Source organism: Tumidithrix elongata BACA0141 (genome assembly GCF_036349135.1).
GTDB classification, from domain to species: Bacteria; Cyanobacteriota; Cyanobacteriia; order Pseudanabaenales; family Pseudanabaenaceae; genus Tumidithrix; species Tumidithrix elongata.
This window is the reverse complement of record NZ_JAZBJZ010000020.1, coordinates 32,044-57,831: the sequence shown is the minus strand read 5'-3', so window position 1 is coordinate 57,831 and position 25,788 is coordinate 32,044. Positions and strand designations below refer to the sequence as shown.

Genomic DNA, 25,788 nt, shown 5'->3' with positions numbered 1-25,788 from the left:
GTCCCTTTACGCAAAGATCTCTAGGCGTTGCATTTCATCCTTGAATTGGCGGTTTTATGTCGAGTCGCTTGATATTTAGCTTTGAGTTCTTTAAATAACTTTATATCCTTACGGTTCCGATCAATCGCACTTAGCTGAGTTAGCTTCTGCTGCTCAAGCCACTCGCATTCACTATTTTCAAGATCTTGTTTTTCTTTTATTTTCTTTAAAATGCCATAAAGTGGGCTAGAAATAGACGTGTCTGGGAAGGAATCAAAATGATATTTTGCTCTCAAGTCTAAAAACTCAACGATAGCTTTCCTCTCATCCTCCTGCCGCGAATGAATTTGTAGTGTTTCTGCAAAATCATGTTCCAAGAGCCAATCAGCCTCAAATTCAGACAGCGGCTCTCTCACATCAAGCTGTTTCAGAATTGAGTAGAGAGGCTCTTCAGGAAAATGATCTAGATGCTTAGTTGCTTTGTAGCTAATTTTCAGTTTTGAAAAGTTCAGAATGTCTCGAATTAGATTATTTGTTGCTACAAGATTATGACTATTTAATAACTCAAGTTCTGAGTCTGTGGGAAAACCTCCAGCCTCTAATTTCCAAAGTATTGAATAAACTGGGCTGGCAATCGGAAGCTCTAAATCTTCTGGAATTTTGTATTTAAGTCGTAGATTTAAAAATTCAACTTCTAGTCTTTTAAAATCCTTTGCTTGGTATTGCTGCAAGGAAATAATTTCAATAGTTCTGAAAAAGCGATTCTCTGCTAACCATTGAAATTCTAGGCTTGTGATCTGAATGCCTAGTTCAGCTTTTCTCAGTATTAGATATAGAAAACTATCAAATCCAACACTTTTATACACACCTACTCGGTATTTCTCACTAAGAGCAGCAAAGTGCCTTTTTTGTAGCTCACTATTATCCATTAGAAGCTTGTTATTCAGAAAAATGCAGGATGTTGTCTCAAAACCGACTTTCCCATAGGTGATCGCTTCTCGATTGTTTGAGAAGCGATCGCCTTCACCAAGCGAAACTAGACTACGAACCAGCCGCCGCACGAGCTGCTGCCGCTTCATCAGGATGAATTCCCAAGCGTGTGAGGTTATAGCGTCCGCGTTGATCGATCTCGCGAATTTTGATAATCACTTCATCGCCGACGGCAACTTCGTCTTCAACCTTACCGACACGACCTTCAGCCAGTTGAGAGATATGAACCATCCCTTCTTTACCAGGTAGAAATTCCACAAACGCACCAATCGGAATTATGCGTGAAACCTTACCCACATAGACATCTCCCATACTGACACGACGAGTCATGCCTTCAATGATTTGTCTGGCCCGCTTGGCACCTTCGCCATCATTAGAAGAGATCGTCACCGTACCATCATCTTCAATATCAATTTTGGCTCCAGTTTCTTCGGTAATCCCTTTGATATTTCTACCACCGGGGCCAATCACCAAACCAATTTGATCGGGATTGATGCTGATCGTGAGCAGGCGAGGTGCATAGGGAGACAGCTCCGTTTTAGACTTCGGTAGCACTTCCAACATCTTGCCTAAAATATGGGCGCGACCTGCTTTAGCCTGATTAATCGCATCGCGAATGGTATCCATCGCAATCCCTGTAATCTTCATGTCCATTTGCAAGGCTGTGATACCCGCATCGGTTCCTGCAACCTTAAAGTCCATGTCACCCAAGAAATCTTCGATCCCTTGAATGTCTGTGAGCACGCGCACTTGATCGCCTTCTTGGATCAGACCCATGGCTACCCCACTGACGGGCTTAGAAATGGGAACACCCGCATCCATCAGCGCTAAGGTCGAGGCGCAGACAGAACCCATAGAAGTGGAACCATTGGAGGATAGAACTTCCGAAACTACGCGCAAAACGTAGGGAAACTCACTGGCAGAAGGCAGCACTGGCTCGATCGCTCTTTCAGCCAATGCCCCATGTCCAACTTCTCTACGACCGGGCGATCGCATGGGTTTGACCTCTCCCACAGAATAGGGAGGCATATTGTAGTGATGCAGATAGCGTTTCTTCTCGTCGGGGTGCAGATCGTCAAGCTCTTGGGCATCTGAGGGCGTGCCTAATGTTGCGATCGATAGCACCTGGGTCAAGCCGCGATTAAATAAACCACTACCATGTACGCGAGGCAAAAGCGAAACTTCAGCAGAGACGGGGCGAACTTCATCAAGCTTACGACCATCAATGCGGACGCTATCTTCAATCACCTGACGGCGCATCAGCTTTTTGGTGAGATCTTTAAACGTAGCACTCACAACTTTATCCGTTGCTGCCACCTTAATTGGATCTTCCTCAGGCAATGCTGCGATCGCTTCAGCTAGCTCGGCTTTGATCGCATCTAAAGCAGCATCTCGCACCTTTCGATCTTTTTCTAAGCTAGCAACCACTTGTTTGATTTGGTCGCCAGATTTGGCGGTGATAAATTCGTGCAAAGACGTATCCACCACGGGGGCAGTGACATCCGCAGGGGAAATTCCTAGCTCTGCCATTAAATTCTTTTGGGCAAGAATTAGCTCTTGAACGGCCTCATAGCCAAACTCGATCGCTTCGATCATGTCTTTTTCAGGCAATTGCTTTGCACCTGCTTCCACCATGATGATGCCTTCGGGGGTTCCAGCCACGACCAAATCGAGATCGCCAGCTTCGATCTCAGCGTAGGTAGGGTTAATGATAAATTCATCACCCACCAAACCAACGCGCACGCCTGCCATGGGCCCATTAAAGGGTAAACCTGCCAGTTGTACTGCGATCGAGGCTCCCGTCACGCACAACACATCAGGGGGGACTTTTTCATCTAACGCCATCGTGGTCGCAATCACCTGAATATCATCGCGCAGCCAACCAGGAAACAAAGGACGTAAGGGGCGATCGATCAACCGACAAGTCAAAATCGCCTTTTCTGGGGGACGACCTTCACGCCGTAAAAAGCCACCCGGAATGCGACCGGCTGCATACAAACGTTCTTCGTAGTCCACCAGTAAGGGTAAAAAATCGATCCCTTCGCGGCCCGGCCCTCTTGTAGCCGTAATCAGTACAGCCGTTTCACCACATTGCATTAACACTGACCCACCTGCTTGGGGTGCTAATAAACCTATTCTGAGTTTGATCTCTCTGCCATAGAAAGAAATTGTCTTCTCTACTGCGGTCATTATTTGCTCTTCTACTTTTGACTTTTTCTTTAGTTATATATCTGGCAATGGTAACACTGATATAGTAGAATACCTGCCTTAAATTTTTATGTAGTTACTCGTTAGCATCGCAGAGCAAATCAATCTATCTTGGTAAACCCTGTTAAAGATTTATCTAAAATCAAAAGTAAATTGATGCAAAAAAATAGCTCTGCATATTACAGAGAAAAGCTTTGAAGCAATGACAAAAATAATGTCGATCGCACAAAATTTGAATAGTAACTGTTCAAATTAAGCTGAGCAAGGCTTACGTTTATTGTTTGGTTTGCGACTGAGATAACCCGCGTCGAATTAACAAGACCAAAGCTGAGAAAAGCGCTCGAACAATTTCTTTAAAACCACCCAAACGACTCAAGGTTTTCCAAGAAAAAACAACCCACTGCCAACCTTTGACAATTTCTCCCCAAAGCGTAATCTTGGCAGGCTCCGTAGGGACATTCACCTGATTTGGCTCAGTTTCTGACATTTTCATTTTTCTCCTTTTCTCCTATGCGATCGCGACACAAACTAAACCCTAATGACGTCATAGGCAGTTATCTAAGTCGCTTTAGCTAACACCATACCCCTACATTATAATACCAATCCTTAAACTCTAAAATGGCTGAGGTGCACTTCTGGCGTAGGTTACGATAAGATAGTAGTTAAATCTCGGTACTTTACTCACACGATTACTTGGGCATGAAAGAACTTGACTTGGAAGCCACAATTGAAAGGTTAAACTCGATTCTTGAGTTTGAATTAGCAGGAGTAGTGCGTTATACCCACTATGCATTGATGGTTACAGGCCCTAACCGCATACCGATCGTCCAGTTTTTGAAAACACAAGCCAACGAATCACTACTCCATGCCCAACAAGTGGGGGAAATCCTCACAGGCTTAGAGGGGCATCCCAGCCTGCGCATCGCCCCCATCGAGGAAACTAATAACCATACAGTCAAGGATATTTTGGCGGAGAGTCTCTATCATGAGAGAAATGCTGTTAAGCTGTACAAGTCTTTGCTAGAGATTGTTAAAGACCGTAGCATCTATCTAGAAGAGTTTGCACGCACCATGATTGGGCATGAAGAAATGCACAATCTCGAATTGCGAAAAATGCTACGAGATTTTAGTTAACTGAATTTGCTGTCTATCGTTCCCGTTACACCACCGTTACGTTAACTACGAACTCCTGACAACTGATTCACTAATTGAATTTAACGAATTGAATCGCTGACAACTGATAACCGATCACTGAATCCCTGACTAACCAATGACCGTTCGAGTTCGTATTGCTCCTAGTCCCACTGGCAACCTGCATATTGGCACAGCAAGGACTGCTTTATTTAATTGGCTATATGCCCGCCGTCATAAGGGGGAATTTATCCTGCGCATTGAGGATACTGACCGAGAACGCTCTAAAGATGAATACACCCAAAATATTCTGGATGGGCTGGCATGGCTAAAGATTGATTACGATCTAGGACCATTTTTTCAAACCAAACGCCTAGAGCAATACATTGCAGCCGTCCATATTTTGCTCGATCAAGATCTTGCCTATCGGTGCTATTGCACCGAGGCAGAGCTAGAGCAGATGCGGGAAGAGCAAAAGGCTAAGAAACAGGCCCCCCGTTATGACAATCGCCACCGCAATCTGACCAAACAGCAACGTCAAGCCTTTGAAGCTGAGGGGCGCAAACCTGTAATTCGGTTCAAAATTGAGGAGCCGCTTGAGGTGTCATGGTTTGACATGGTACGAGGTGAGGTCACATGGAATACCCGCGACCTCGGCGGCGATATGGTCATTGCTAGAGTAGACGAGCAAGGCAATATTGCTTTACCCCTTTATAACTTTGCGGTGGTGATTGACGATATCGACATGGAGATCACCCATGTGATTCGGGGCGAAGATCACATTGCCAACACAGCAAAGCAAATTTTGATTTACGAAGCTTTAGGCGCAATTCCCCCTGAGTTTGGACATACCCCACTCATTCTCAATACCCAGGGTGCCAAGATCTCAAAACGGGATGGGGCTACCTCTGTGGCAGAGTTTCAAGCCATGGGCTATGTACCCGAAGCCTTTAACAACTATATGGTGCTGTTGGGGTGGTCGCCACCAGATGGTAATGAGATCTTTAAACTCGAAGAAGTCGCTCAGGTGTTTGATTTTAACCGCGTCAACAAAGCTGGGGCAAAATTTGACTGGGATAAACTCAACTGGCTCAACAGTCAGTACCTGCACAGCATGCCCACAGACGATCTATGCGATCGCTTGATGCCCTTTTGGCAAAAAGCAGGCTTTAATTGCGATCTAGATCGTGCTTGGCTGCTAGAAGTAGTGAAACTCATCGCACCTAGCCTCACCCTGCTTGCCGATGCCGTGGAGATGGCTCGCTATTTGTTTGTCGATACCCCAACTTACACCGATGAAGCGATCGCGGTGTTAAGCCCAGAAGCCGTAAAGCCAATCCTATCTGGATTGCTCGAAGCCTTACATCAAACACCTGAGCTAACGGCTGAGAGTGCAGGTGCGCTGATTCAAACAGTGACCAAAGCGCAAGGCATCAAAAAAGGCATGGTGATGAAGCCCTTACGGGCGGCATTAACAGGGGATATTCACGGGCCAGATTTAGTGCCATCTTTCCTGCTGCTGCACCAAAGAAACCTTGCCCTGCCACGCTTGCAGTACAGTCTGGGGCTCTAAATTTCATCTAGCAAAAAACTACCTAGAGACCCATGAGCGTCTCTAGGTAGTTCTCTTTTGAGGTTTGATTTATTGGCTTGTCTCGCTAATCGATAGCTGAAAAGGAATTGACTCGCCCGTTTGGGAGCCTACCCAAATTTCGTATCTTCCTGCTGCCCATGTGCCCTCAAGAGAAGGCTTAGAGCTATCACGGCAATAAATGCCATCGGGCCCCTTAACCAGCAAAGTAGCTTTGCCACTGGCAATTACCTTTAAACTCAGAAAACCAAAAGGTTTTTCGGTAACAAGTACATAGTTTGCAGTTTGATTTGCCATACCTTGGCATGCCCCATTCACCTGTGTCAAACCTGCAAGGGATTGCAAAGAGGTTGAGCCACTGGTTGTGCCGCTATACACCTGTGGGTCAGGGCTAAATCTGGGGGAAAGCGGCTTCATTGCCTCTTGGCTATTGGCTAGCGGCGTCCAAAGCAAAGAATTAGGCAAGACTAACCCGATTAAGAGACCCACTGAGATAAAAAGCTGTTTAGGCGATCGCATCCATTTCATCTTTGACTTCATCTTTGGCGAATTTCACTCAACGAAAGGGTATATCGAAAGGATTGATTGGCATCTTTAGAACCCACCCAAACCTGATAGGTTCCTGGGGGGAGCCGTCTTGAGATTTGAGGATTACGTCCTTGGGACTCGTCATCCGCACAAACCACAAGACCTCCTGGTCCTTTGATCAACATTGTAGGATCGTTATTGATGCCACCTGTATATACCAAAAAATCTAGTAACGGAAAGCTTTCATTTAGCGTAATCACATGGTTGGGCTGCGCTTGCGCAAAGCCTCGACAGCTAGCATCAATACCTGCCAAACTCGCCAAACTCACATTGCCGCCCGTGTTGCCACCTAGTTTAATTGGGTCGGGTCTAAAGTTGTGTGACAGAGCGATCGACTCGCTTTGTGCCAAACTCACAGGAGCCGCAGCCATAGAAACTGCTGCCACGAATCCAATCAAACCGAACCAACTAGCCCCCTTTCGCCCTTGCATGACCATCATCTCCATTTAATACTGTCTTTTTAAATTCGATCTGTAACGTAAAAACACTTGAATTAATTTTTAGCTCTTAGCCTTCAGTACAAATTCATTTCTGGATGAATCGATCTCGTGTCGTTGCGATGTATTTATCATTACATCCATATCACGTTCACCCATGACACATAGGACGAATCTCAAAATTAAGTTGTTCCAGTGTAAACAAATGTAACGATATTGACGTCAAGCCAGCAAAGTATCTTGACAGCATATGGGTAGGCAAGTATATTGCTTCAATACCCGGGTATTCCACCTAATCAAATATTATGCAGGACAAGCAAAAAGTCACTCTGTATCTATCAGCAGACTTACACAGACAGTTAAAAATTCGTTCGGCGATCGACCAAGAGCCCATGTCCGATCTAGCTGAAAGAGCTATCAGTTTCTACTTATCCCATGCTGAGATTGTGGAAGCTTCGGGCATTGGTCACACGCACCAAGTCTATAACTGCCCTGAATGTTCCCAAGCAGTAGTGGTACGAAGTGGTGAGCTTTTAGCCATTGGTGGCAGTCATAACTGTACGACCAAGACTGAGGCTGATAAAGCTGATAGCCAAGATGAAGAACTTGTCGTTTGTCAATAGGCTCAAAACACAGATCAAACACAAAGTTCAAGCACAATTTCAAACGAAATTAAGTTCAAAAAATAGGTTCAAACAAGTATAGGTGAATGCTTGCTATCTAACTCAGTAAGTCATCCACCAGTAAATTAAATTCAAACATAAGCTCTTGCTCAGGTTTGAGGCTTAAAAAGTTTAGACATCAAGGTGAGGCAAGAGGGTTAATCCTCTTTACGAATATGCAAGAAGAACTTAGTATCCTTATTCAAGCTCAATACCCCTTGATCTACCTCAACACTCCTGAGGAAGAAAGAGCCGAACGCGCGATCGCTTTAGTTGCCCAAGTCAAACCAGCCAGACGCATCTTCACTTGGACGATAACCAACGGCATCGTTGAATATGGGCAAGCGGGTGGTGGCAGTCAGCACAACACTGAGTCTCCCGAAGCCGCCCTGAAGTGGATTATTCGCTCCGATCAAAAAGAGCCTGCGATCTATGTATTTAAAGATTTACATCCTCTTTTCGATAATCCCGTAATTGTCAGATGTCTGCGTGACGTGATTGCCAATTTTAAGGGCACGCAAAAGTCCATCATCTTGATGTCTCCAGTTCAAGTCATTCCCATTGAGCTTGAAAAAGAAGTTATTGTCCTAGATTTCCCCCTTCCTAAAATTGAAGAGCTAGAAGATGTTTTGGCTCAGCAAATCGGCGCGTCTCGCATCAAAAAACTTGCACCCGAAACCAAAGAAAAATTATTGCGTGCAACGCTTGGTTTGACCCACGATGAAGCAGAAAAGGTCTACCGTAAAGCCCAAGTCACAACAGGTCGCCTCACCGAAGAAGAAGTTGGCATCGTACTCTCAGAAAAGCAACAGCTCATTCGACGCAATGGAATTTTAGAATACATCGAAGAAGATGAAGGCATCTCTGCGGTAGGTGGACTAGAAGAGTTAAAGCACTGGTTGCGTCAGCGTTCTAATGCATTTAGCCAAAGAGCCAGAGAATATGGTTTGCCACAGCCGAAGGGCATGTTGATTTTGGGCGTACCGGGTTGTGGCAAGTCTCTCATCGCCAAAACAACAGCGAGGCTTTGGTCTTTGCCCTTAGTTCGTCTCGACATGGGCAGAGTCTATGACGGCTCAACAGTGGGACGCTCAGAAGCTAACTTGCGCAGCGCACTCAAGGTTGCCGAATCGATCTCCCCCATGATTCTGTTTATTGATGAGTTAGATAAAGCCTTTGCGGGTAGTGCTGGCTCAGCAGACTCAGACGGTGGTACCTCTTCTCGCATCTTTGGGACTTTCTTGACATGGATGCAAGAGAAAAAGTCGCCCGTGTTTGTCATGGCAACTGCAAACCGCGTCGATCGCTTACCTGGTGAGTTTTTACGTAAGGGTCGCTTTGACGAGTTGTTTTTTGTGGACTTGCCCAACTTTGAAGAGCGCAAACAAATTTTTGAAATTCATCTCAGCAAGCGCAGATCTGATATTACGCGATTTGATTTCGGTCAGCTCTCTAACGTGAGCGATGGCTTTTCAGGAGCCGAAATCGAACAAGGCATCGTTGCTGCGATGTATGAAGCTTTTGCCCAAGATCGGGAGTTTACTCAGTTAGACATTATCTCTGCGGTTAAGTCTACAACTCCTTTATCGCGCACGATGACAGAGCAGGTCTCTGCTCTACGTGATTGGGCAAGGTTGCGGGCACGCCCCGCCGCCACTACCGTCGCTGAATATCAGCGTATGGAGTTTTAAGAAGCTTTCCCAGTTTTTAACTGGGTAAAGGCTAGACTGTAAGGAGCTATTCCCAAAGCAACCAGTAGTCTAGCAGTCCGAAGTCAACTAACTGTACCGCGCCAACGGTACTCTCCCTCGATTAACAATTATTTACAGGAGTAAATCTATTATGTCTCACTTCAGCACACTTCGCACAAAAATTACTGACGCCGAAATCTTAAAATCTTCCCTGCGCGATCTAGGTATCACCGTCAAAACTGATGCTGATGTTCGTGGCTACAATGGGCAGCGCCTACGCTCTGACATCGTAGCAACCCTCGAAGGTGACTACGATCTAGGCTGGTCGCGTAATGCTGATGGCTCTTTTGACCTGATTGCCGATCTTTGGGGAGTTGCCAAAAAGCACAACCAAACCGAGCTGATCAACTCGATCAACCAAAAATATGCAGTTAACAAGACCCTCAACGAAGTGAAGCGTCCTGGACTCAATAACGCTAATGTCAAACTTGTGGTGCAGTAATTACATCACGAATGCTTGAACTTCAAAATTGCAGGCTAGCTCCTATGGCTAGCCTCTTTTTTGTGTGATGGTATGAATCCGCAGCAGAGACCTCGACTTTTGGGGCAAGTTTTATAGATTTTTTCGTACCAATCAGAAAAAGTCGAGGATCTAGGAATCTGTACGACTAAATGATAACCACTACAAATATCCTGACTATGCTTACACTAGAGGTAAGTTTTATGCTCAAGTTCCGTACATGCTAGATTCACTCAATTCTTGGCTTTATGAAGTAGATCGTTGGTCAAACGCGATCGTGCTCAACCAGCTCGATCATTTCTCGGTGCTGAGTATGGGTCTAGTTTTTTTGGCAGGCTTGGTCACGAGTTTGACCCCCTGTACCCTCTCGATGATGCCTTTAACTATTGGTTATATCGGTGGGTTTGAGTCGAAATCTACTTTTGCTGCGGCTTTACAGTCTGCTTGGTTTGCCTTAGGCTTTGCCACAACCTTGACAGGGTTTGGTTTAGCTGCTGCATTTCTTGGGAAAATTTACGGACAGACAGGTTGGGGTTGGTCAATCGTCATGGGTGTTGTTGCGATCGCGATGGGATTGCAACTGCTCGAAATTTTGCCCATGCGCTTGCCGAACTGGGGCAATGTAGAAATTTCACGCCAATTACCCAGTGGTATGCGTTCCTATCTGGTTGGTCTGACCTTTGGACTGGTGGCTTCGCCCTGTAGCACACCTGTTTTGATTACCCTACTGACATGGGTATCTAGTACTGGAAACATCTTGCTGGGTGCGGGGCTATTGCTAATTTATGCCTTGGGTTCAGTATTACCGTTGATGCTCGCAGGTACGTTTGCAGGCATGATGACAGGATTGTTATCGATGCGACGCTGGTCAGGCTGGTTAAATTGGACGAGTGGGATAATTTTGATCGGGTTTGGCACGCTTTCAATTCTCAATCGTTTTATTTGAGGGTTTTAAGTATTTTTTCACCTTGCTTAACAAAGTGTTGATTCTTTCGACACTGAAATGGCACAAAGCTTTTTTATAATCTATCCGTCAATCAGTTGATGTGCCAGTTTATGATGTTTTTCAATCAAGGTTTCTAGTTCAATCGTGGTTAATCGTCCGCGATCGACGACCTTGCGACCATTGATAAAACTGTAGTCCACTTTGTTGACTTGGCAGAAAACAACCGAAGCGACTGGGTCGTGATGAGATCCTGCCAATTCTATGCGATCTAGGTCGATCGCAATGAAATCCGCAGACATGCCGGGTGCAAGATACCCAATATCGTCTCGCCCTAAAACTTTTGCCCCTCCCAGCGTCGCCAACTCCAGTACATCTCTCGCCGTCATCGCATTAGCATCCAATTCGCGAACTCGTGCCATCAGAAAAGCCGTACGGACTTCATTCAATAAATTTGAGGAGTCATTCGATGCCGATCCATCTACGCCTAAACCTACAGGTACTTGATGATTTAGCATTTTACGAATGGGTGCCATACCGCTGGCGAGCCGCATATTACTACAGGGGCAATGGGCTACACCTGTCCCTGTTTTGCCAAACTTTTGAATCGCGCGATCGTCCAACTGGACGCAATGGGCATGCCAGACATCCTCTCCCAGCCAACCAACCGATTCCACATAGTCCCCAGGTGTGACACCAAAGTTCGTGATGCTGTAAGCAACATCCGACTTGTTTTCTGCTAAATGCGTATGTAACCTAATTCCAAGATGCGATCTCGCTAATTTTGCTGATTCCCGCATCAAGTCTTGAGATACAGTAAAAGGCGAACAGGGAGCGAGGGTAATGCGTAGCATGGCATGACGAGCATTGTCATGATATTGCTCAATCAGTCTTTGGCTGTCTTTCAAAATATCGACTTCCTTTTCAACTACCGAATCAGGAGGAAGTCCCCCCAAACTTTGCCCTACACTCATGCTGCCCCGACTGGCATGGAACCGTAGCCCGATCGCCTCCACAGCTTGAATTTCATCATCTAGTTTGCTGCCATTGGGAAAAATATAGAGATGATCGCTAGCCGTCGTACAGCCCGATAGCATTAACTCGGCTGAAGCCATTTGGGCGCTGATATAGATAGCTTCTGGCGTCAGGTTTGCCCAAATTGGATACAGCGCTTGCAGCCAGTTAAATAAATCGCAGTTCTGAGCCGCTGGGACAGCACGCGTGAGGGTCTGAAAAAAATGGTGATGGGTATTTACAAGTCCAGGAAGTACAACATGCCGACCTCGTAAATCCAAAATCTCGTCAGCTATCTGGGGCAACTCTTGCGTTGTTCCAACCTGCTCGATGATATGGTCTCGCACAAACAGCGCCGCATTACGGATCTCCCGTCTAGCAGCATCCATAGTGACTAAGGTTTGGATATTCTTGACAAGCAAGGTAGACATGGAACCTCAAAATAGACGATGTGCTTGATTTACAGCAACGCCGTATCAGTTGATGTATTGAGGTTCACAATTTTAATCATTATCCCCATCAGCATGAGGGACTCTGCCCTCGATATAGCCATCCTAAATCGCCTGCGAGGTGCGAGTTCGGGATCAGGATTTCGGAACAAAGCAAGCCAACTTGTCAGATTTCAAGCCTAAGCTTCATGAAAACTTGACAGTGAAAATGATTTTCTGCGTTGAATTATTGGTTCTAGAAACTTTTCATTTTGGCGCTCTGAAACCGCAACGCGATCGTGAAAAAGTGTAGATAGATCGCCCACATATTCCCACGAAGGTGCAAATGGAGCAACAGCATAAGAGCAAGCTGACCAACTCGCACTGACATGAACCTGCAGTTTGTTGCAATTCCCCCCTCTTCTACCCTCATGGTCGTAATGTCTGCAAAAACGACATGAAGTGACTGGCTTGACTAAAGAATTCATCTTAATGTAGGCAGGTTGCCAAGTTTATTAATGTCCGTATTATCGGGTATGCAAACAGACAGAATTATCATACTGAATTCCTCTCTGGGAGAGAAATTCAGCGATCCCGAATAAAAAATTAACTTAATAATGTTTTTACGAATACTCAGATCTAGTCCTATCAATAACTTGACAGATTTGAGCCATTTTTTTGACTCGTAAAATTGTTAAAATTCTATTAAATTGATCCCCAAGTACCGATCCCCGAATAACTTTAGTTAGCTATTTTCTACTTTTATAGACTTTAGCGATCGCGATCGCAGGTTCTTTATCTTCCTAATCTTTTGCCCCACTAAAGTAGCCCATATAAATAAAAAATTGAGTAGTGACGCATTCAAGTTTTTTCTTTTCTGCAAACGATGAGAAGACCTCATTCATGTGCTAGTGGGGATCGGTGGAGGGAATGTAAATACAGATTAAGAATTGCTAAGATATTCAAATCTGCGGAAGCCTTAGAAAGCTTAAAAAATTCTCGGTAACTATTTATCTATGTCTTTCACCATTGTTACGGATGTTTGTGAGGGCGTTGCTGCCTGCGCTCCAGCTTGCCCCGTTGCCTGCATCCATCAAGGTTCTGGAGCCAATCTTAGAGGTACGGCTTGGTACTGGATCGATTTCTCAACCTGTATTGACTGCGGCGTATGTTTAGAGGTTTGCCCCGTACAGGGAGCTGTTTTGCCCGAAGAAAGACCTGAGCTACAAAAACACAGTCCTTAGTGACCTTTTTTAAGCCTACAAATTACGGAATACGTTCTAGAGCGTAAATACCCAACGGGTCAAGCACAAAAGCAGAAAGTCTATAATGAATGAAGAGCTAAATTAAGCATAAAAATGCTAAAACATTCGCTATGACTAGTGATGGCGTAGGACAAAAGGTTTGGTTTTCGAGTCGAGCGTTAACGATTACGATAATTTACGTTTGATTTTTCAGGGATATCACCTCAGTTCGAGTTGTAAGCATGCTAGGATAGCGTCTGTGTTTTGGCTTTGTTGAGCATTCTCGATGTTGACAAGTCTTTACATTGATATTTCTTTAGTTAAGGGCTGGATCGACAGTCAACGTTAAGCTCTGGATTTAGCGAATAGAATTTGCTTCTACAGCATCCGATCGCCAGAATTTAACCGATTTGAATGCTTACGTGCCTGCGTTTTTTCAGGCTAAGGTGGGCTCTGAGGTAGCAAGAACTAAGCGCTACTAAGGCGTGTACCGATAAACATTGCAGAAGGAGTGGGTCATACCCACTTTTTTGTTTTTTTACCCCTAATTTCTGTTGAGTTATGAGTCATCCCTTGATTCCCCAAATTTTGCAAATAGCGGAGGCGATCGCTACACCACTTGGCTTAGAGGTGGTAGATACAGTGCTACAAACCCATAAAAACCCAGCAATCTTGAGAGTTGATATTCGCAATCTCGAGCAAAATACTGGGTTAGAAGATTGCGAACGCATGAGTCATGCCCTAGAAGCTGCGCTCGATCAAGCAGAGCTGATTTCCTTTGCTTACGTCCTAGAGGTTTCTAGCCCCGGTACAGATCGGCAATTGCAAAGCGATCGCGAGTTTATCGCCTTCCGTGGCTTTATGGTTACGGCAAGCGCCAATGCTCCCTATGAAGGGAAAGAAAGCTGGACAGGGCATCTTGTTAGCCGCGATCTAGACCATGTCACGCTTAGCCTCAAGGGGAAAATAATCAACATTCCCCGCGAACTCGTGCATCGGGTGGAATTGTCGTAGTCCAAGTCACACCCCAATTTTTACTTTTTCTGGTAATTTTCGCCGCAAAATTCCAACACAAGTTTTTCGCAGAGATTTTTAATACAGCTTTTCAACAGAGCAAGGAGAGATTTGTCAGTATGTCAATACTTAACTTACCCGGACTGGGTGGCATGGTAGAGGTAATTAGTAAAGAGCGAAATCTGCCCAAACATGCAGTACAAAATGCCTTGCGCGAAGCCCTCTTAAAAGGATACGAACGTTTTCGCAAAACCTATCGTTCTGATGGCGGCAACTTTGAAGAAGAATATTTTGATAATTTCGATGTAGAGCTAGATATCGAGCAGGAAGGCTTTCGCGTCTTAGCAACCAAAACCATTGTCGAGCAAGTAGAAAGCTCCGATCATGAAATATCTTTAGCGGAAGTGCGAGAAGTTGCCCCCGAAGCCCAAGCGGGTGGTACTGTTGTGGTCGATGTCACACCCGAACAAAATGATTTTGGTCGCATGGCAGCGATTCAGACCAAGCAAGTCTTAGCCCAAAAGTTACGCGATCAACAGCGTCGCCTGATTCAAGAAGAATTCCAAGATCTTGAAGGTACGGTACTCCAGGGTCGGGTATTAAGGTTTGAAAATAGCTCAGTAATTATGGCGATTACCAGTAACTTTGGTCAGCCCGAAGTTGAGGCGGAATTGCCTAAACGCGAGCAGTTACCCAGCGAACGTCCCTATCGCCCTAACTCTACGTTTAAGGTTTACTTAAAGAAAGTCCATGAAGGTTCGAAGCGCGGGCCTCAACTGACGGTGTCACGCGCTGATGCTGGCTTAGTCGTCTATTTATTTGCGAATGAAGTCCCTGAAATTGAAGACGAGATCGTCCGAATTGTGGCTGTAGCTAGAGAAGCAAACCCACCCTCTCATTCTGTGGGACCTCGCACCAAAATTGCCGTAGTCTCAGACGAACGGGATGTCGATCCTGTGGGAGCCTGTATTGGTGCTAGAGGCGCGAGAATTCAAGCCGTAGTCAACGAGCTGCGCGGCGAGAAGATTGATGTGATTAAGTGGTCGCCCGATCCTTCCACCTATATTGCCAATTCTCTCAGCCCCGCTCGGATTAAAGAAGTTCGCCTCATTAATGCCGACGATCGCCAAGCCCATGTGCTAGTTCCAGACGATCAGCTCAGTTTAGCGATCGGCAAAGAGGGGCAAAATGTGCGGTTGGCTGCAAGGCTGACGGGCTGGAAAATTGATATCAAAGATGCTTCTAGGTATGACTATGATGCCGAAGATCAAAAAGCCAGAGATGAGGCAGCAAGATTGGCAGAGGCAAGAGCGCGGATGGCTGTAGAAGCTGAGCCCGAGGAATATGAAGATTCTGAAGAAAATCTAGAGGAAAACCTTGAAGAGGAGATAGCAGAAAATTAAAGCGCTTGTGCCCTTAGAACCTCAGCTTAAATCTCAGATTAAACTTCAGCGTTGCTGCGTAAGCTGTCGAAAAATCGCCCCCAAAAGTGAGTTTTGGCGAGTCGTGCGCCTGCATTCTGATTCGCCCGAAGCTTCTGCAACTAATCCAGAGATCGGATTGGACAAAGGCATGGGGCGATCGGCTTATATCTGCCCCAATTTGCAATGTTTGCAACAAGCCCAGAAAAAAAATCGCTTGGGGCGATCGCTGCACGCGCAGATTCCGCCCCAAATTTTTGAGCTACTCAAAGCCCGCTTAGAAGTAGTTCCTTAGAAATTATTCCCTTAAACAGCTAACGCCGCGAGTAATGCCTCACCCATTGCCTTACAGCCCAGTTGCTCGCACCCCGAAGCCATAATGTCTCCAGTACGCTTGCCTGAGTCGAGTACCTTGGTAACGGCTTGTTCGATATAGTCCGCAGCAGCAGATTCATTTAAACCATAACGCAGCATCATGGCGGCACTAAGCACCTGTGCTAAGGGATTCGCCAGATCTTTACCCGCAATATCAGGAGCAGAACCATGAACGGGCTCAAACACGCCTGGTTTGCCAGGTTCGCCCAAACTTGCCGAGGGCAACATCCCAATGCTGCCTGTGAGCATGGCGGCGGCATCCGAGAGGATGTCCCCAAAGAGATTGCCCGTGACAATCACATCAAACTGCTTGGGATAGCGCAGGAGTTGCATGGCAGCATTATCGACATACATATGCGAGAGCTTGACATCAGGATACTCAGCGCCCAATTTTGTAATTCGTTCGCGCCATAACTGCGATACATCCAGTACATTTGCCTTATCGACCGAGCAGAGCGTACTCTGACGCTTACGAGCGGACTCAAACGCCACCCGCCCAATGCGATCGACCTCAGGCTCTGTGTATGCCATCGTATTCACACCGCGCCGAACGCCATTTTCATCGGTAAAAATGCCCTTGGGCAAACCAAAGTAAATCCCCCCTGTCAGCTCGCGCACGACCAGAATATCGACGCCTTCAATGACTTCGCGTTTGAGGGTCGAAGCATCAATTAGTTGGGGCAAGATTTTGGCAGGTCGTAGATTGGCAAATAAGCCCAAACCAGCTCTTAGACCCAATAAGGCTTGCTCGGGGCGCAGATGGGAGGGTAGCGTATCCCATTTTTCACCACCTACGGCGGCAAGTAAGACTGCATCGCTGCTTTGGCAGAGCGCTAGGGTTTCAGCAGGGAGGGGATGCCCAGTGGCATCAAACGCCGATCCACCTGCTAAGGCTGCTTCAAAAGCAAAGGTAAGGTTAAATTTAGGTGCGATCGCTTGGAGCACAGAAACCGCCACTTGCATAATTTCTGGGCCAATACCGTCGCCTGAGAGTAGGGTGATTTTATAGTTTTTAGACATTCACTTCAGCGTTTGGATGATTCGATCTTTTAAACGATCTGTAAGACATTTTGATGGGTTTACATTTTGATTGTATAGGGCGATCGCCTGTCACTCTTCAATTTTGTCCCGTGCTATCGTCGTAGATGGATCTCCCCATGAAATTGGCGCGACGACAAATTGCGAATTGCTATATTGTTTCAACCGTAACCGTTAAAATTCACCATGTTGCCCAAAATTAACTAATCAGGGATAAACGCAAGTTCAACTAGCCTTAAATTCAGAGTTAAACGCAGCAGATTATGACAAAACAACCAGCGATTCTAGTTTTAGCAGATGGGAGTTGCTACCAAGGTTATGCCTTTGGAGCCACAGGAACCGCGATCGGGGAAGTGGTTTTTAATACTGGGATGACTGGCTATCAAGAGGTTTTAACCGATCCAAGCTATCGCGGACAAATCGTCACATTTACCTATCCCGAACTGGGTAATACGGGTGTTACCCCTGAAGATGAAGAATCAGACCGCCCGCAGGTGAAAGGTGCGATCGCACGCAACATTACCTACATTCCTAGCAACTGGCGATCGCGACAGTCTTTACCTGATTACCTCAAAGCCAATAACGTCGTCGGCATTGCTGGCATTGACACCCGCGCCCTCACCCGCAAGTTACGTTCTCTTGGCGCGATGAATGGTGGCATTTCTACCGAAGTGCTCGATCCGCAACAGTTGTTAGAAAAAGTGAAAGCAGCCCCCTCCATGCAGGGACTCAATCTGGCGCAAACAGTGACAACACCGCGCGTTTATGAGTGGACAGAACCAACCCCCTCAGAATGGGAATTTATGGAGGCAACGCCTGATGTTGCCAATCCTCTGACCGTGGTTGCGATCGATTTTGGCGTCAAGCGAAATATTTTGCGGCGATTGGTCAGCTATGGTTGCCGCGTGATTGTCGTTCCTGCCGATACGCCTCCAGAGAAAATCATGGAATTTAAACCCGATGGCATCTTTTTGTCGAATGGTCCCGGTGACCCTGCGGCAGTTAAGACAGGCATCGAAACAGCAACGGCTTTACTAGGGGCAGACAAACCCCTATTCGGCATCTGTCTCGGACACCAAATTCTCGGTTTGTCTATGGGTGGCGATACCTTTAAGCTCAAGTTTGGCCATCGCGGCTTAAATCAACCCGCTAAAAATCAGCTACCGACCTCCGACCAAAGGGTAGAGATTACCAGTCAAAACCATGGTTTCGCCCTTGATGGCGACTCTTTAACCAATTCGGTGGCTCAGGTGACGCATCTCAATCTGAACGATCGCACGGTGGCGGGACTAGAACACAAGACGCTCCCCATTTTCTCGGTGCAATATCACCCCGAAGCTAGCCCCGGCCCTCACGATGCTGACTATTTATTTGAGCGGTTTGTCAATACCATGCGCGAACAGAAACTGGCAGTTAAAACAGCTAGTTAAAGAATCCGCATACTAATATCGAGCCAAGGCGATCGCGTCACCATAGCACTAGTGGAAATATAGTCCATTCCCAATTGGGCAATTTCTCTAATGGTGCTAAGGGTGATGTTGCCTGATGCCTCAATTTTGGTATTGGGGCTGTGGCTGCGAATCCAGGCGATCGCTTCTCGCATCAGGTCAAGGCTCATGTTGTCCAGCATAATTACATCGATTGCCAAGGCTGCTGCTTCTTTGACGTGATCGAGGGTTTCCGTTTCCACTTCGATCGAAGTGGTAAAGGGAATCGCGGCTCGTACCCGTTTGACTGCCTCGGCAATACTTCCTGCAGCGGCAATATGGTTATCTTTAATCATCACCGCATCATCCAGCCCAAAGCGATGATTGATCGCACCGCCAACTTGGGTGGCATATTTCTCTAACAACCGCAAACCCGGTGTGGTTTTGCGCGTATCCACCAACTGTGCGGGGGCATCGGCGATCGCTTCTACATATTGGTGCGTCAGGGTGGCGATCCCCGATAGTCGCATCACCACATTGAGGGCAACCCTTTCCCCTGTAAGCAGTGTGGCGAGACTACCTTCGATGCTGGCAATCTTGTCACCCGATCGGACTTTGCTGCCTTCAGGAGCGATCGCCATAAATTTCACTGAGGGATCTAAGGTGGTAAATACGCGCTCGGCGATCGGTAGCCCTGCGATCGCACCCTCGGCTTTTGCGATCCATACCGCTTTACCCTCTGGGGCAGAGGTGGGAAAAATACCCGACGTGGTGCGATCGCCCCAACCAATATCTTCGCGTAACCAGCTTGAAATTAAGGGATCTAGCAGAATTGCAGGAGGCAGCATAGGGTTGGGGATGAAGACTTGTCAGTTTCTAGTCTAGGACAAATTCTCAAGTTAAATTCTCAAGGTAAATGCTCAATCGGTTCTGGGCAGCTAAAAGGCAGATCGGGGGGATCGAGGGCAAGTTTGGCGATCGCGCAGCCATTGATGGGATGAATCCAGTCGGGGGCGATTTCAGCGAGGGGAATCAGGACAAAGGCGCGATCGCACATGCGAGGATGGGGCACGACCAAGTTTGCCGTATCCAGAATACGATCGCCATAGAGCAATAGGTCTAAATCTAAAGTCCTTGCGCCCCAACGTTCCCGTCGTTCTCGACCAAACTGAATCTCAGTATCGAGCAAAAATTGCAACAGGGCATAGGGAGTCAGGTCTGTAGAGAGAATAGCGCAACCATTAATGTAATCGGCTTGGGGAGGGCTATCTGGCATCGTAATCGCTTTTGTGCGATACCAGCGCGATCGCCGCACAATATGCACCTGTGGACTAGCATGAAGACGATCGAGTGCTGCATTGACAGTTGCAGATGAATCGCCTAGATTACTTCCCAGAGCGATCGCGCACAGGCTTGGCATAGGATAAGGGTAAATTTTGAACGTTTCTTGAGTGTAATGGAAGATTTGCCAAACTTTTCCTTAGATCGCGCTACAGAAAGTTTAAGATCTGAAGTAGTTAGGAAATTGGCTGTCCACCATACTAAAATGTAATGCTTTGCTATGTCAGATAATCCTTACGATCTACAACGGGCTTACTTGGGTAAAGGGATTGCCTTCCCAATTCATACAACACTACAAGGGGGGCTCAAACTTAGTGCAGCCGAGAGAAATCTTGAAGAATCGATCGAGATTATTCTAGCAACCAAGTTGGGCGAAAGGGTTTACCGACCCGATTTTGGCAGTCGTTTATCAGAGCTGACCTTTGCTCCGATGAATGCACAAACGCTTTTGTTAGCAAGAATCTATGTTAAGGAAGCCCTAACAAAATGGGAACCTCGGATTAAGGTCGATGGAGTTTATGCAGATTCAGATCCGATCAAAGGAAGACTCGACCTCAAGATTTTCTATTATCCTAAAGATAGCCACGATCTGCGTAGTATCGTCTATCCGTTCTATCTATTGCCCCCGAGTTAGTCAAGATTTAGTTTTTGGGAATTGCCCCTGAGTCAGTATTAGCATGACAGGACTACCGATAAATACTGTGAGCGATCGCCCAATTAATATGCCCCGCTAAGGTGCGCTTACATAAAAAATCAAAATTATAGATGTTTCTGATACTCCTGGTTGAGAGCTCCAATAAATTGCTCGTACTCTGTGACAAAATTTTGCCGCCAATCCACTGTAAGTGTGACTTCGCCTGATTTTGCCATCGTCTCTAGCTCGACACAGAGTTTTACCAGAGCGATCGCACGAAACATCGCACTCAGACTCTTGAGGGAATGCGTATGAAAGGAAATTTGAGCGGCATCCAGTTGAGTAATTGCAGATTGGAGCGACTGGAATGAAGCACTTGCATCACGAATGATTAGGCCAAGAATCTCATGAATCTCGGCAATGGAAAGATTATCTTTTTTATCGATCGCATACAGAGTATTAAAATAGGACATGTCAATCGTATAGAAAGCGAATTCAGAAGATGGAGCTTTGACTACCTGTTGGGTTTGCATTTCAATTTGCGATTTAGCTAGATTGCTCTTATCTATATTCTGGAAAGATTGTGTCAGTGCACGAATAATTTCTTCAACCCGAATGGGCTTGCTGATATAGTCATTCATGCCTGCATCCATACATTTTTGCCGATCTTCTGGTAAAGCATTGGCAGTCATGGCAATAATCCAAGGTTGACTGGGATGCTTTAGCTGTTCGCGTATGACCTCTGTCGCCGTTAAACCATCCATCACTGGCATTTGCATATCCATCAAAATCACTTCATAACTTTGCTTTTTCAGCATTTGGATGCATTCGAAGCCATTATGGGCTAGATCGAGACGATAGCCTAGCTTTTTGAACAGATAAGCAGCCAACTTTTGATTGATTTGGCTGTCTTCTACAAGCAAAATCTGTAAGGGCAATCTCTGAGCCATGGTAGGGTCGATCAGCGACAGACTATTACTGACTTTGGGGGATTGTTCGATCGCTGAGATTACAGATGCTACGATCGTGAAATAGAACATTGAGCCCTGTGTATTTTGATGAGATTTCCAATTTAACGGAGGGTTGCCCCCCACATGACCACGGCTCTCTACCCAAATTGTGCCTCCCATCAGATCGACCAAGCTCCTACTGATCGCCAACCCTAAACCTGTACCGCCATATTTACGGCTAATGGAAGCATCTGCCTGAGTAAATGGTTGGAATAGTTTATCGAGGCGATCGCGCTCAATCCCAATACCGCTATCACTAACCAAAAACATCAGTTCGCATTGATTACAATCGTCAGGAAGCGATCGACTGCTAACTGAGATAGAAACACTACCCTGTTGGGTAAATTTAATCGCATTCCCCACCAAATTCAGCAAAATTTGACGCAGACGAGAACCATCTCCTGCGATCGCTACGGGTAGATTGGGATCGATCGAGTAGTGCAGATCGATCTCTTTGTCTTGTGCATGACTGTTTAAAAGATTGCACACAGATTTGAGGACATCTTCCAGGAAAATAGTTTCTTCTACGAGTTCCAACTTACCAGATTCGATTTTAGATAAATCTAGAATGTCATTAATCAGAATGAGAAGGGCATCACCACTATCTTGGATTGTTTGAACGAAGTCCTTTTGTTCGTCTGTGAGATTAGTGGTAGAGAGCAATTGCGCCATGCCGAGTACGCCGTTCATGGGAGTACGGATCTCATGACTCATATTCGCGAGAAACTCGCTCTTTGCCCTTGTTGCTGCCTCAGCCTCTTCTTTGGCTTGTGCCAAGGCAATCTCTATTTGCTTGCGATCGCTGATATCGCGAATCATAACTAAGGCAGCATCATCTCGAATAGGAACCACTCGCACTTCTTCATATTGGATGCGATCGCCTACTAATATCTGCTGCTCTTGAATCTGCTGCTCGTGCGTAGATAATGCTGTCTGAATTGCTTGAAGCTGAGATGAAGCAATCTCAGAAGGAACTAACTCTGCAAGAGGTTTACCGATTGGATCTATATTTTGGGGAATGATGTCTACGAGCGTACTAGAGCTAATTGACTCAAGGTAGATGCCATTCGCATCGATCAGATTAATGATATCGGGAATAGCCAGCAGAATGCCACGAATGCGGGCTTCTCTCTCTTGCAGGATATTTTCGATATGTTTGCGATCGCTGATATCCTGGGCAGTACCAAGAACTTTGACCACTTGGTTATTTTCATCTCTAGCAAAGACGACTTCTTGCGATCGCAGCCAACACCAAGAGCCATTTTTATGCCGCATTCGGTATTCAGTCGTTAAAATTTCGCCATCACGGGCATTTTCCCAGAACTCAATATTTCGAGACATTAAAGGTAAATCATCGGGATGCAGGATGTCTAGAAAAAATTGGGAACCTCCTAGTTGAAACTCCTCAGGTGTATAGCCTAAAATCTCAACGGACTGTCGATTGACGTATAGGTTTGTCCAAGTTACTGGATTCAAAATATAAAGAATCTGCGCCGAATAATCTGCAATGTTTTGAATGAAGCGATTGCTTTCGATCAACTCAACTTCCATCTGCTTGCGATCGCTGATATCGGTTATCCGCACCAATTGCATCGTGCGACCAGCAAGCGTAATCAGTTTGAGAGCAATGTTCCCCCAAAAGACACTACCTTGAAGGGTGACATATTCTATTTCTCGACTCCAAACCCCTCGCGCTTGTATTTCTGCAAGAATGCCCTTCGATTCATCGGTAGAAAATTGATGGCGATGCAGTGTTTTCCCCTTAATGCCAATCAGTTCAGCTTTATCAACTGCACCAAACAGCTCCACCGCCCGCCGATTGCAATCGACGGTGAGTAGGGTTTGGTGATCGACTAAAAAGATGGCATCCGCAGACTCGTTAAAAACTTCTTCTCGCAAATCTCGACTGTGAATGAGTTCCTGCTCCGCCAGTTTGCGAGCGCTAACATCTAAAATAATGCCATACCAAGCAATCTCGCCATTGTCTCGCTGCTCAAGGCGAGAATTTGCTTTAATCCATTTCAGTTTGCCCGAAGGCGTAATAATACGCCACTCATGGCGAAAGGCTTCCTTGGTTTCCAGATGACGTGCCATCGCTTCTTGATAGCCAGCCAGATCGTCAGGATGAAACTGCTCAAAGCAGAGATTGGCATTTTGCAGGATGCGATCGTTGCTCACTTCAAAGATCTCCTCACCCGCCGAACTCATAAATTCAAAAAAAGCGGAACCATCTGTTCGCTGAATGGCAATGTAGATTGCCCCAGGTGACGATGCCGCAATTCTCTGAAACCTTGCCTCACTGGCTTTGAGCGCGGTTTCTGCTTGCTTGCGATTGGTAATATCTATATAGGCGATCGCCGCCCCATATTTTTCTAAAGGGATGGGAGCGGCGCTGACACTCAGCGATCGGGTGCTGCCATCGGCACGCACAATATCCATTTCGACATGATGAACAAAGCTGTTATCTCGCAAAGCTCGAACGCAGGGATATTCCTCCTCTGGCATCGGGGAACCATCAGGGCGAAAAATTTCATAGCCCAGACCATCATTTAGGTTTGCACGATCTTTGGAAGTGACTCCCAGTATGTTCTCTGCGGCAGGATTCCCTTCAATCATATGCCCTTCGATATCCGTGATCGAGATCCCAATAGGCAAGATCTGAAATAGCGTTTGATACTTCTCTTGCGACTCTTTAAGGGCAAACTCTACAAGATCCAAAGATTGGTGCAACTGAGCGGACATCAAGTTAAATGATTCTGACAGTACCTTCAGTTCGGTGATTTTGGAATCTTCAGGTAAAGACACTTGCCACAAACCCTCTGCGATCGCTTTACTAGCTCGGCTCAATTGCAAAATTGGCGTCACAATCCAGCGGGCAGTTAACAAACCAATTCCCGTTGCGACCAAAAGCGTGATTCCGCATAAAAGAATTGTCCAATTGTTATTCGTCTGAATTTCTGCCGTAAAGTCAGACTCTGGAATTACGACAATCGTCAGCCACTTTAAATCTTGTTTGCTCTGTAATGGAACTACCTGCACAAAGTAGCGCTGACCATCGACTTCAACGTTAACTTGCTGTCGATCTCGAATGCGATCGAGCGTACCAAAGCGATCGATGAGATATTGCGTTGCTTTTTGGGTGATGGAATTGCTACTGTTTACAGCGTCTAACCTGCGCTTGACTGGATCGAGGTTTTGCCGATCGTTACTTGCCACTGGCGGAAGCAGTGCCCCCTGCCGAAATGGCGTTTCTCCTGTTGAAGTCCCAATGAATAATCCATTTTTCTCAACGACAAAAGCTTGCCCAGTTTTCCCAATCTTTAAGCCCTTAAGATAATCACCCAACCCAACCAAAGATACCGAAGAAGCTAAAACCCCCTGAAAAATGTCATTGCGATCGTAGAAGGGTAAAAAATTCACAACATGAAGGTTGGGCTTATTTTCTTCGGCTCTTGAAACCACCAATCGCCAGAACGATCGCTGCGTCGTTTTAGCTTCCTGATACCAAGGGTTACCAGGAGGATCGTTATGAGGATCGTAGGTGGTTGACCGTCTCAGTAAGCGGATCCGATTCCCTTGAGCATCGGCAAGGAAATTGTCCCAGTTGTAATTGGTTGATGCATCCCGTAATCGAATCACATGGGAGCCATCATCTTGCTTTCCGACAATCAAAATCTCTTTTTGCTCGGTGGCGATCGCCACGGTGGTTACACCATCAAAGATCTGAGACTGCTGCCAAAAATAGCGCTCTAATGCTGACATATCTCGCCAGTCGAGGATCCCTAGTTTAATTGCAGCAGCATTATTCCTTGTAATTTCTGTGGGGGTTTGAAGGTAACGATCTAAATTTTGGTCAATGCGATCGCCCACTTCTGCCATCAAAGGGATCGCCATATTTTCTACAGCCACCTGTCCACTACGATAGGAAAAATAGCCCACCAGACCCACTGCCCCCACAATTTGTAGCACAAACGGAACTACCAGCACCCAGTGCAGGGAGATGCTATTTAATGGAAAGCGTTTGGCTGATTTATGAGAAGACATGTAAATACGTTATACATGATGAGTCTAGCAAAAAAGATATTTTATATAAAAAATTTCC

General features: G+C 46.1%; 22 protein-coding genes. 12 read left to right on the top strand and 10 right to left on the bottom strand.

The features are described 5' to 3' along the window. Window positions 1–20: 20 nt before the first annotated feature. From V2H45_RS07195 to V2H45_RS07185, 3 genes are all read right to left on the bottom strand, one after another. Window positions 21–1,058, bottom strand: a complete 1,038-nt coding sequence (locus V2H45_RS07195) for a hypothetical protein (protein WP_330482947.1) — start codon at window positions 1,056–1,058, stop codon at window positions 21–23. After that, on the bottom strand, window positions 1,021–3,159 hold the full coding sequence (locus V2H45_RS07190; protein WP_330482946.1) for a polyribonucleotide nucleotidyltransferase: 2,139 nt from the start codon (window positions 3,157–3,159) through the stop codon (window positions 1,021–1,023). Before V2H45_RS07190 ends, V2H45_RS07195 begins: the two co-directional genes overlap by 38 nt. Window positions 3,160–3,451: 292 nt before the next feature. Next, window positions 3,452–3,664: a hypothetical protein gene (locus tag V2H45_RS07185; protein ID WP_330482945.1), complete on the bottom strand. Its 213-nt coding sequence runs from the start codon at window positions 3,662–3,664 to the stop codon at window positions 3,452–3,454. Between the two features lie 212 nt (window positions 3,665–3,876). Between V2H45_RS07185 and V2H45_RS07180 the strand changes: the two genes are divergently transcribed. Both V2H45_RS07180 and gltX read left to right on the top strand, forming a co-directional pair. Beyond that, window positions 3,877–4,311 carry a ferritin-like domain-containing protein gene (locus V2H45_RS07180; protein ID WP_330482944.1) on the top strand — a complete coding sequence of 145 codons (435 nt, stop codon included), beginning with the start codon at window positions 3,877–3,879 and terminating at the stop codon, window positions 4,309–4,311. Between the two features lie 136 nt (window positions 4,312–4,447). Next, complete coding sequence (gene gltX / locus V2H45_RS07175) at window positions 4,448–5,881, top strand: glutamate--tRNA ligase (RefSeq protein WP_330482943.1); 1,434 nt, start codon at window positions 4,448–4,450, stop codon at window positions 5,879–5,881. Between the two features lie 69 nt (window positions 5,882–5,950). Here gltX and V2H45_RS07170 read toward each other — a convergent pair whose 3' ends face one another. Further along, window positions 5,951–6,439 (bottom strand): hypothetical protein, encoded by a 489-nt coding sequence (locus V2H45_RS07170; protein WP_330482942.1) that lies wholly within the window; start codon window positions 6,437–6,439, stop codon window positions 5,951–5,953. After that, a complete protein-coding gene (locus tag V2H45_RS07165) occupies window positions 6,436–6,918 on the bottom strand; it encodes a hypothetical protein (protein ID WP_330482941.1) in 483 nt (160 codons plus the stop codon). The genes V2H45_RS07170 and V2H45_RS07165 overlap by 4 nt, the downstream gene beginning before the upstream one ends. Window positions 6,919–7,229: 311 nt before the next feature. Here V2H45_RS07165 and V2H45_RS07160 point away from each other — a divergent pair, with 311 nt between their 5' ends. From V2H45_RS07160 to V2H45_RS07145, 4 genes are all read left to right on the top strand, one after another. Further along, complete coding sequence (locus V2H45_RS07160; protein WP_330482940.1) at window positions 7,230–7,547, top strand: hypothetical protein; 318 nt, start codon at window positions 7,230–7,232, stop codon at window positions 7,545–7,547. Between the two features lie 215 nt (window positions 7,548–7,762). Then, on the top strand, window positions 7,763–9,277 hold the full coding sequence (ycf46, locus tag V2H45_RS07155) for a stress-responsive protein Ycf46 (RefSeq protein ID WP_330482939.1): 1,515 nt from the start codon (window positions 7,763–7,765) through the stop codon (window positions 9,275–9,277). Window positions 9,278–9,428: 151 nt separating this feature from the next. Further along, window positions 9,429–9,779, top strand: coding sequence for a DUF1257 domain-containing protein (locus tag V2H45_RS07150; RefSeq protein ID WP_330482938.1), 351 nt, complete (start codon window positions 9,429–9,431; stop codon window positions 9,777–9,779). A gap of 238 nt (window positions 9,780–10,017) precedes the next feature. Next, entirely contained in the window at window positions 10,018–10,743 is a 726-nt protein-coding gene (locus V2H45_RS07145) for a cytochrome c biogenesis protein CcdA (RefSeq protein WP_330482937.1), read from the top strand. An 80-nt stretch (window positions 10,744–10,823) separates the two neighbouring features. Here the strand turns inward: V2H45_RS07145 and V2H45_RS07140 are convergent, their stop codons facing one another. Then, window positions 10,824–12,185 carry an 8-oxoguanine deaminase gene (locus V2H45_RS07140; protein WP_330482936.1) on the bottom strand — a complete coding sequence of 454 codons (1,362 nt, stop codon included), beginning with the start codon at window positions 12,183–12,185 and terminating at the stop codon, window positions 10,824–10,826. Between the two features lie 1,013 nt (window positions 12,186–13,198). On the opposite strand from V2H45_RS07140, the gene V2H45_RS07135 reads away from it, so the two are divergent. The 4 genes from V2H45_RS07135 to V2H45_RS07120 all read left to right on the top strand — a co-directional run bounded on the left by V2H45_RS07135 (window position 13,199) and on the right by V2H45_RS07120 (window position 16,156). Continuing rightward, entirely contained in the window at window positions 13,199–13,426 is a 228-nt protein-coding gene (locus V2H45_RS07135; RefSeq protein WP_330482935.1) for a 4Fe-4S dicluster domain-containing protein, read from the top strand. A gap of 561 nt (window positions 13,427–13,987) precedes the next feature. After that, window positions 13,988–14,440: a ribosome maturation factor RimP gene (gene rimP / locus V2H45_RS07130; protein WP_330482934.1), complete on the top strand. Its 453-nt coding sequence runs from the start codon at window positions 13,988–13,990 to the stop codon at window positions 14,438–14,440. 119 nt (window positions 14,441–14,559) lie between these two features. After that, the gene (gene nusA, locus V2H45_RS07125) at window positions 14,560–15,843 is read left to right on the top strand and encodes a transcription termination factor NusA (RefSeq protein ID WP_330482933.1); all 1,284 of its coding nucleotides are present in this window, start codon (window positions 14,560–14,562) and stop codon (window positions 15,841–15,843) included. A gap of 7 nt (window positions 15,844–15,850) precedes the next feature. Then, entirely contained in the window at window positions 15,851–16,156 is a 306-nt protein-coding gene (locus tag V2H45_RS07120) for a YlxR family protein (RefSeq protein ID WP_330482932.1), read from the top strand. A gap of 11 nt (window positions 16,157–16,167) precedes the next feature. On the opposite strand, the gene leuB is transcribed toward V2H45_RS07120, so the two are convergent. Further along, window positions 16,168–17,256, bottom strand: a complete 1,089-nt coding sequence (leuB, locus tag V2H45_RS07115; protein WP_330482931.1) for a 3-isopropylmalate dehydrogenase — start codon at window positions 17,254–17,256, stop codon at window positions 16,168–16,170. A gap of 281 nt (window positions 17,257–17,537) precedes the next feature. On the opposite strand from leuB, the gene carA reads away from it, so the two are divergent. Further along, window positions 17,538–18,704: a glutamine-hydrolyzing carbamoyl-phosphate synthase small subunit gene (gene carA, locus V2H45_RS07110; RefSeq protein ID WP_330482930.1), complete on the top strand. Its 1,167-nt coding sequence runs from the start codon at window positions 17,538–17,540 to the stop codon at window positions 18,702–18,704. Here the strand turns inward: carA and nadC are convergent. Next, the gene (gene nadC / locus V2H45_RS07105) at window positions 18,701–19,549 is read right to left on the bottom strand and encodes a carboxylating nicotinate-nucleotide diphosphorylase (protein WP_330482929.1); all 849 of its coding nucleotides are present in this window, start codon (window positions 19,547–19,549) and stop codon (window positions 18,701–18,703) included. The genes carA and nadC overlap by 4 nt on opposite strands. A gap of 59 nt (window positions 19,550–19,608) precedes the next feature. Next, window positions 19,609–20,121, bottom strand: a complete 513-nt coding sequence (gene folK, locus V2H45_RS07100) for a 2-amino-4-hydroxy-6-hydroxymethyldihydropteridine diphosphokinase (RefSeq protein WP_330482928.1) — start codon at window positions 20,119–20,121, stop codon at window positions 19,609–19,611. 141 nt (window positions 20,122–20,262) lie between these two features. On the opposite strand from folK, the gene V2H45_RS07095 reads away from it, so the two are divergent. Beyond that, window positions 20,263–20,676 carry a GPW/gp25 family protein gene (locus V2H45_RS07095; RefSeq protein WP_330482927.1) on the top strand — a complete coding sequence of 138 codons (414 nt, stop codon included), beginning with the start codon at window positions 20,263–20,265 and terminating at the stop codon, window positions 20,674–20,676. A gap of 125 nt (window positions 20,677–20,801) precedes the next feature. Here the strand turns inward: V2H45_RS07095 and V2H45_RS07090 are convergent, their stop codons facing one another. After that, window positions 20,802–25,730, bottom strand: coding sequence for a PAS domain S-box protein (locus V2H45_RS07090; RefSeq protein ID WP_330482926.1), 4,929 nt, complete (start codon window positions 25,728–25,730; stop codon window positions 20,802–20,804). Window positions 25,731–25,788: the final 58 nt, after the last annotated feature.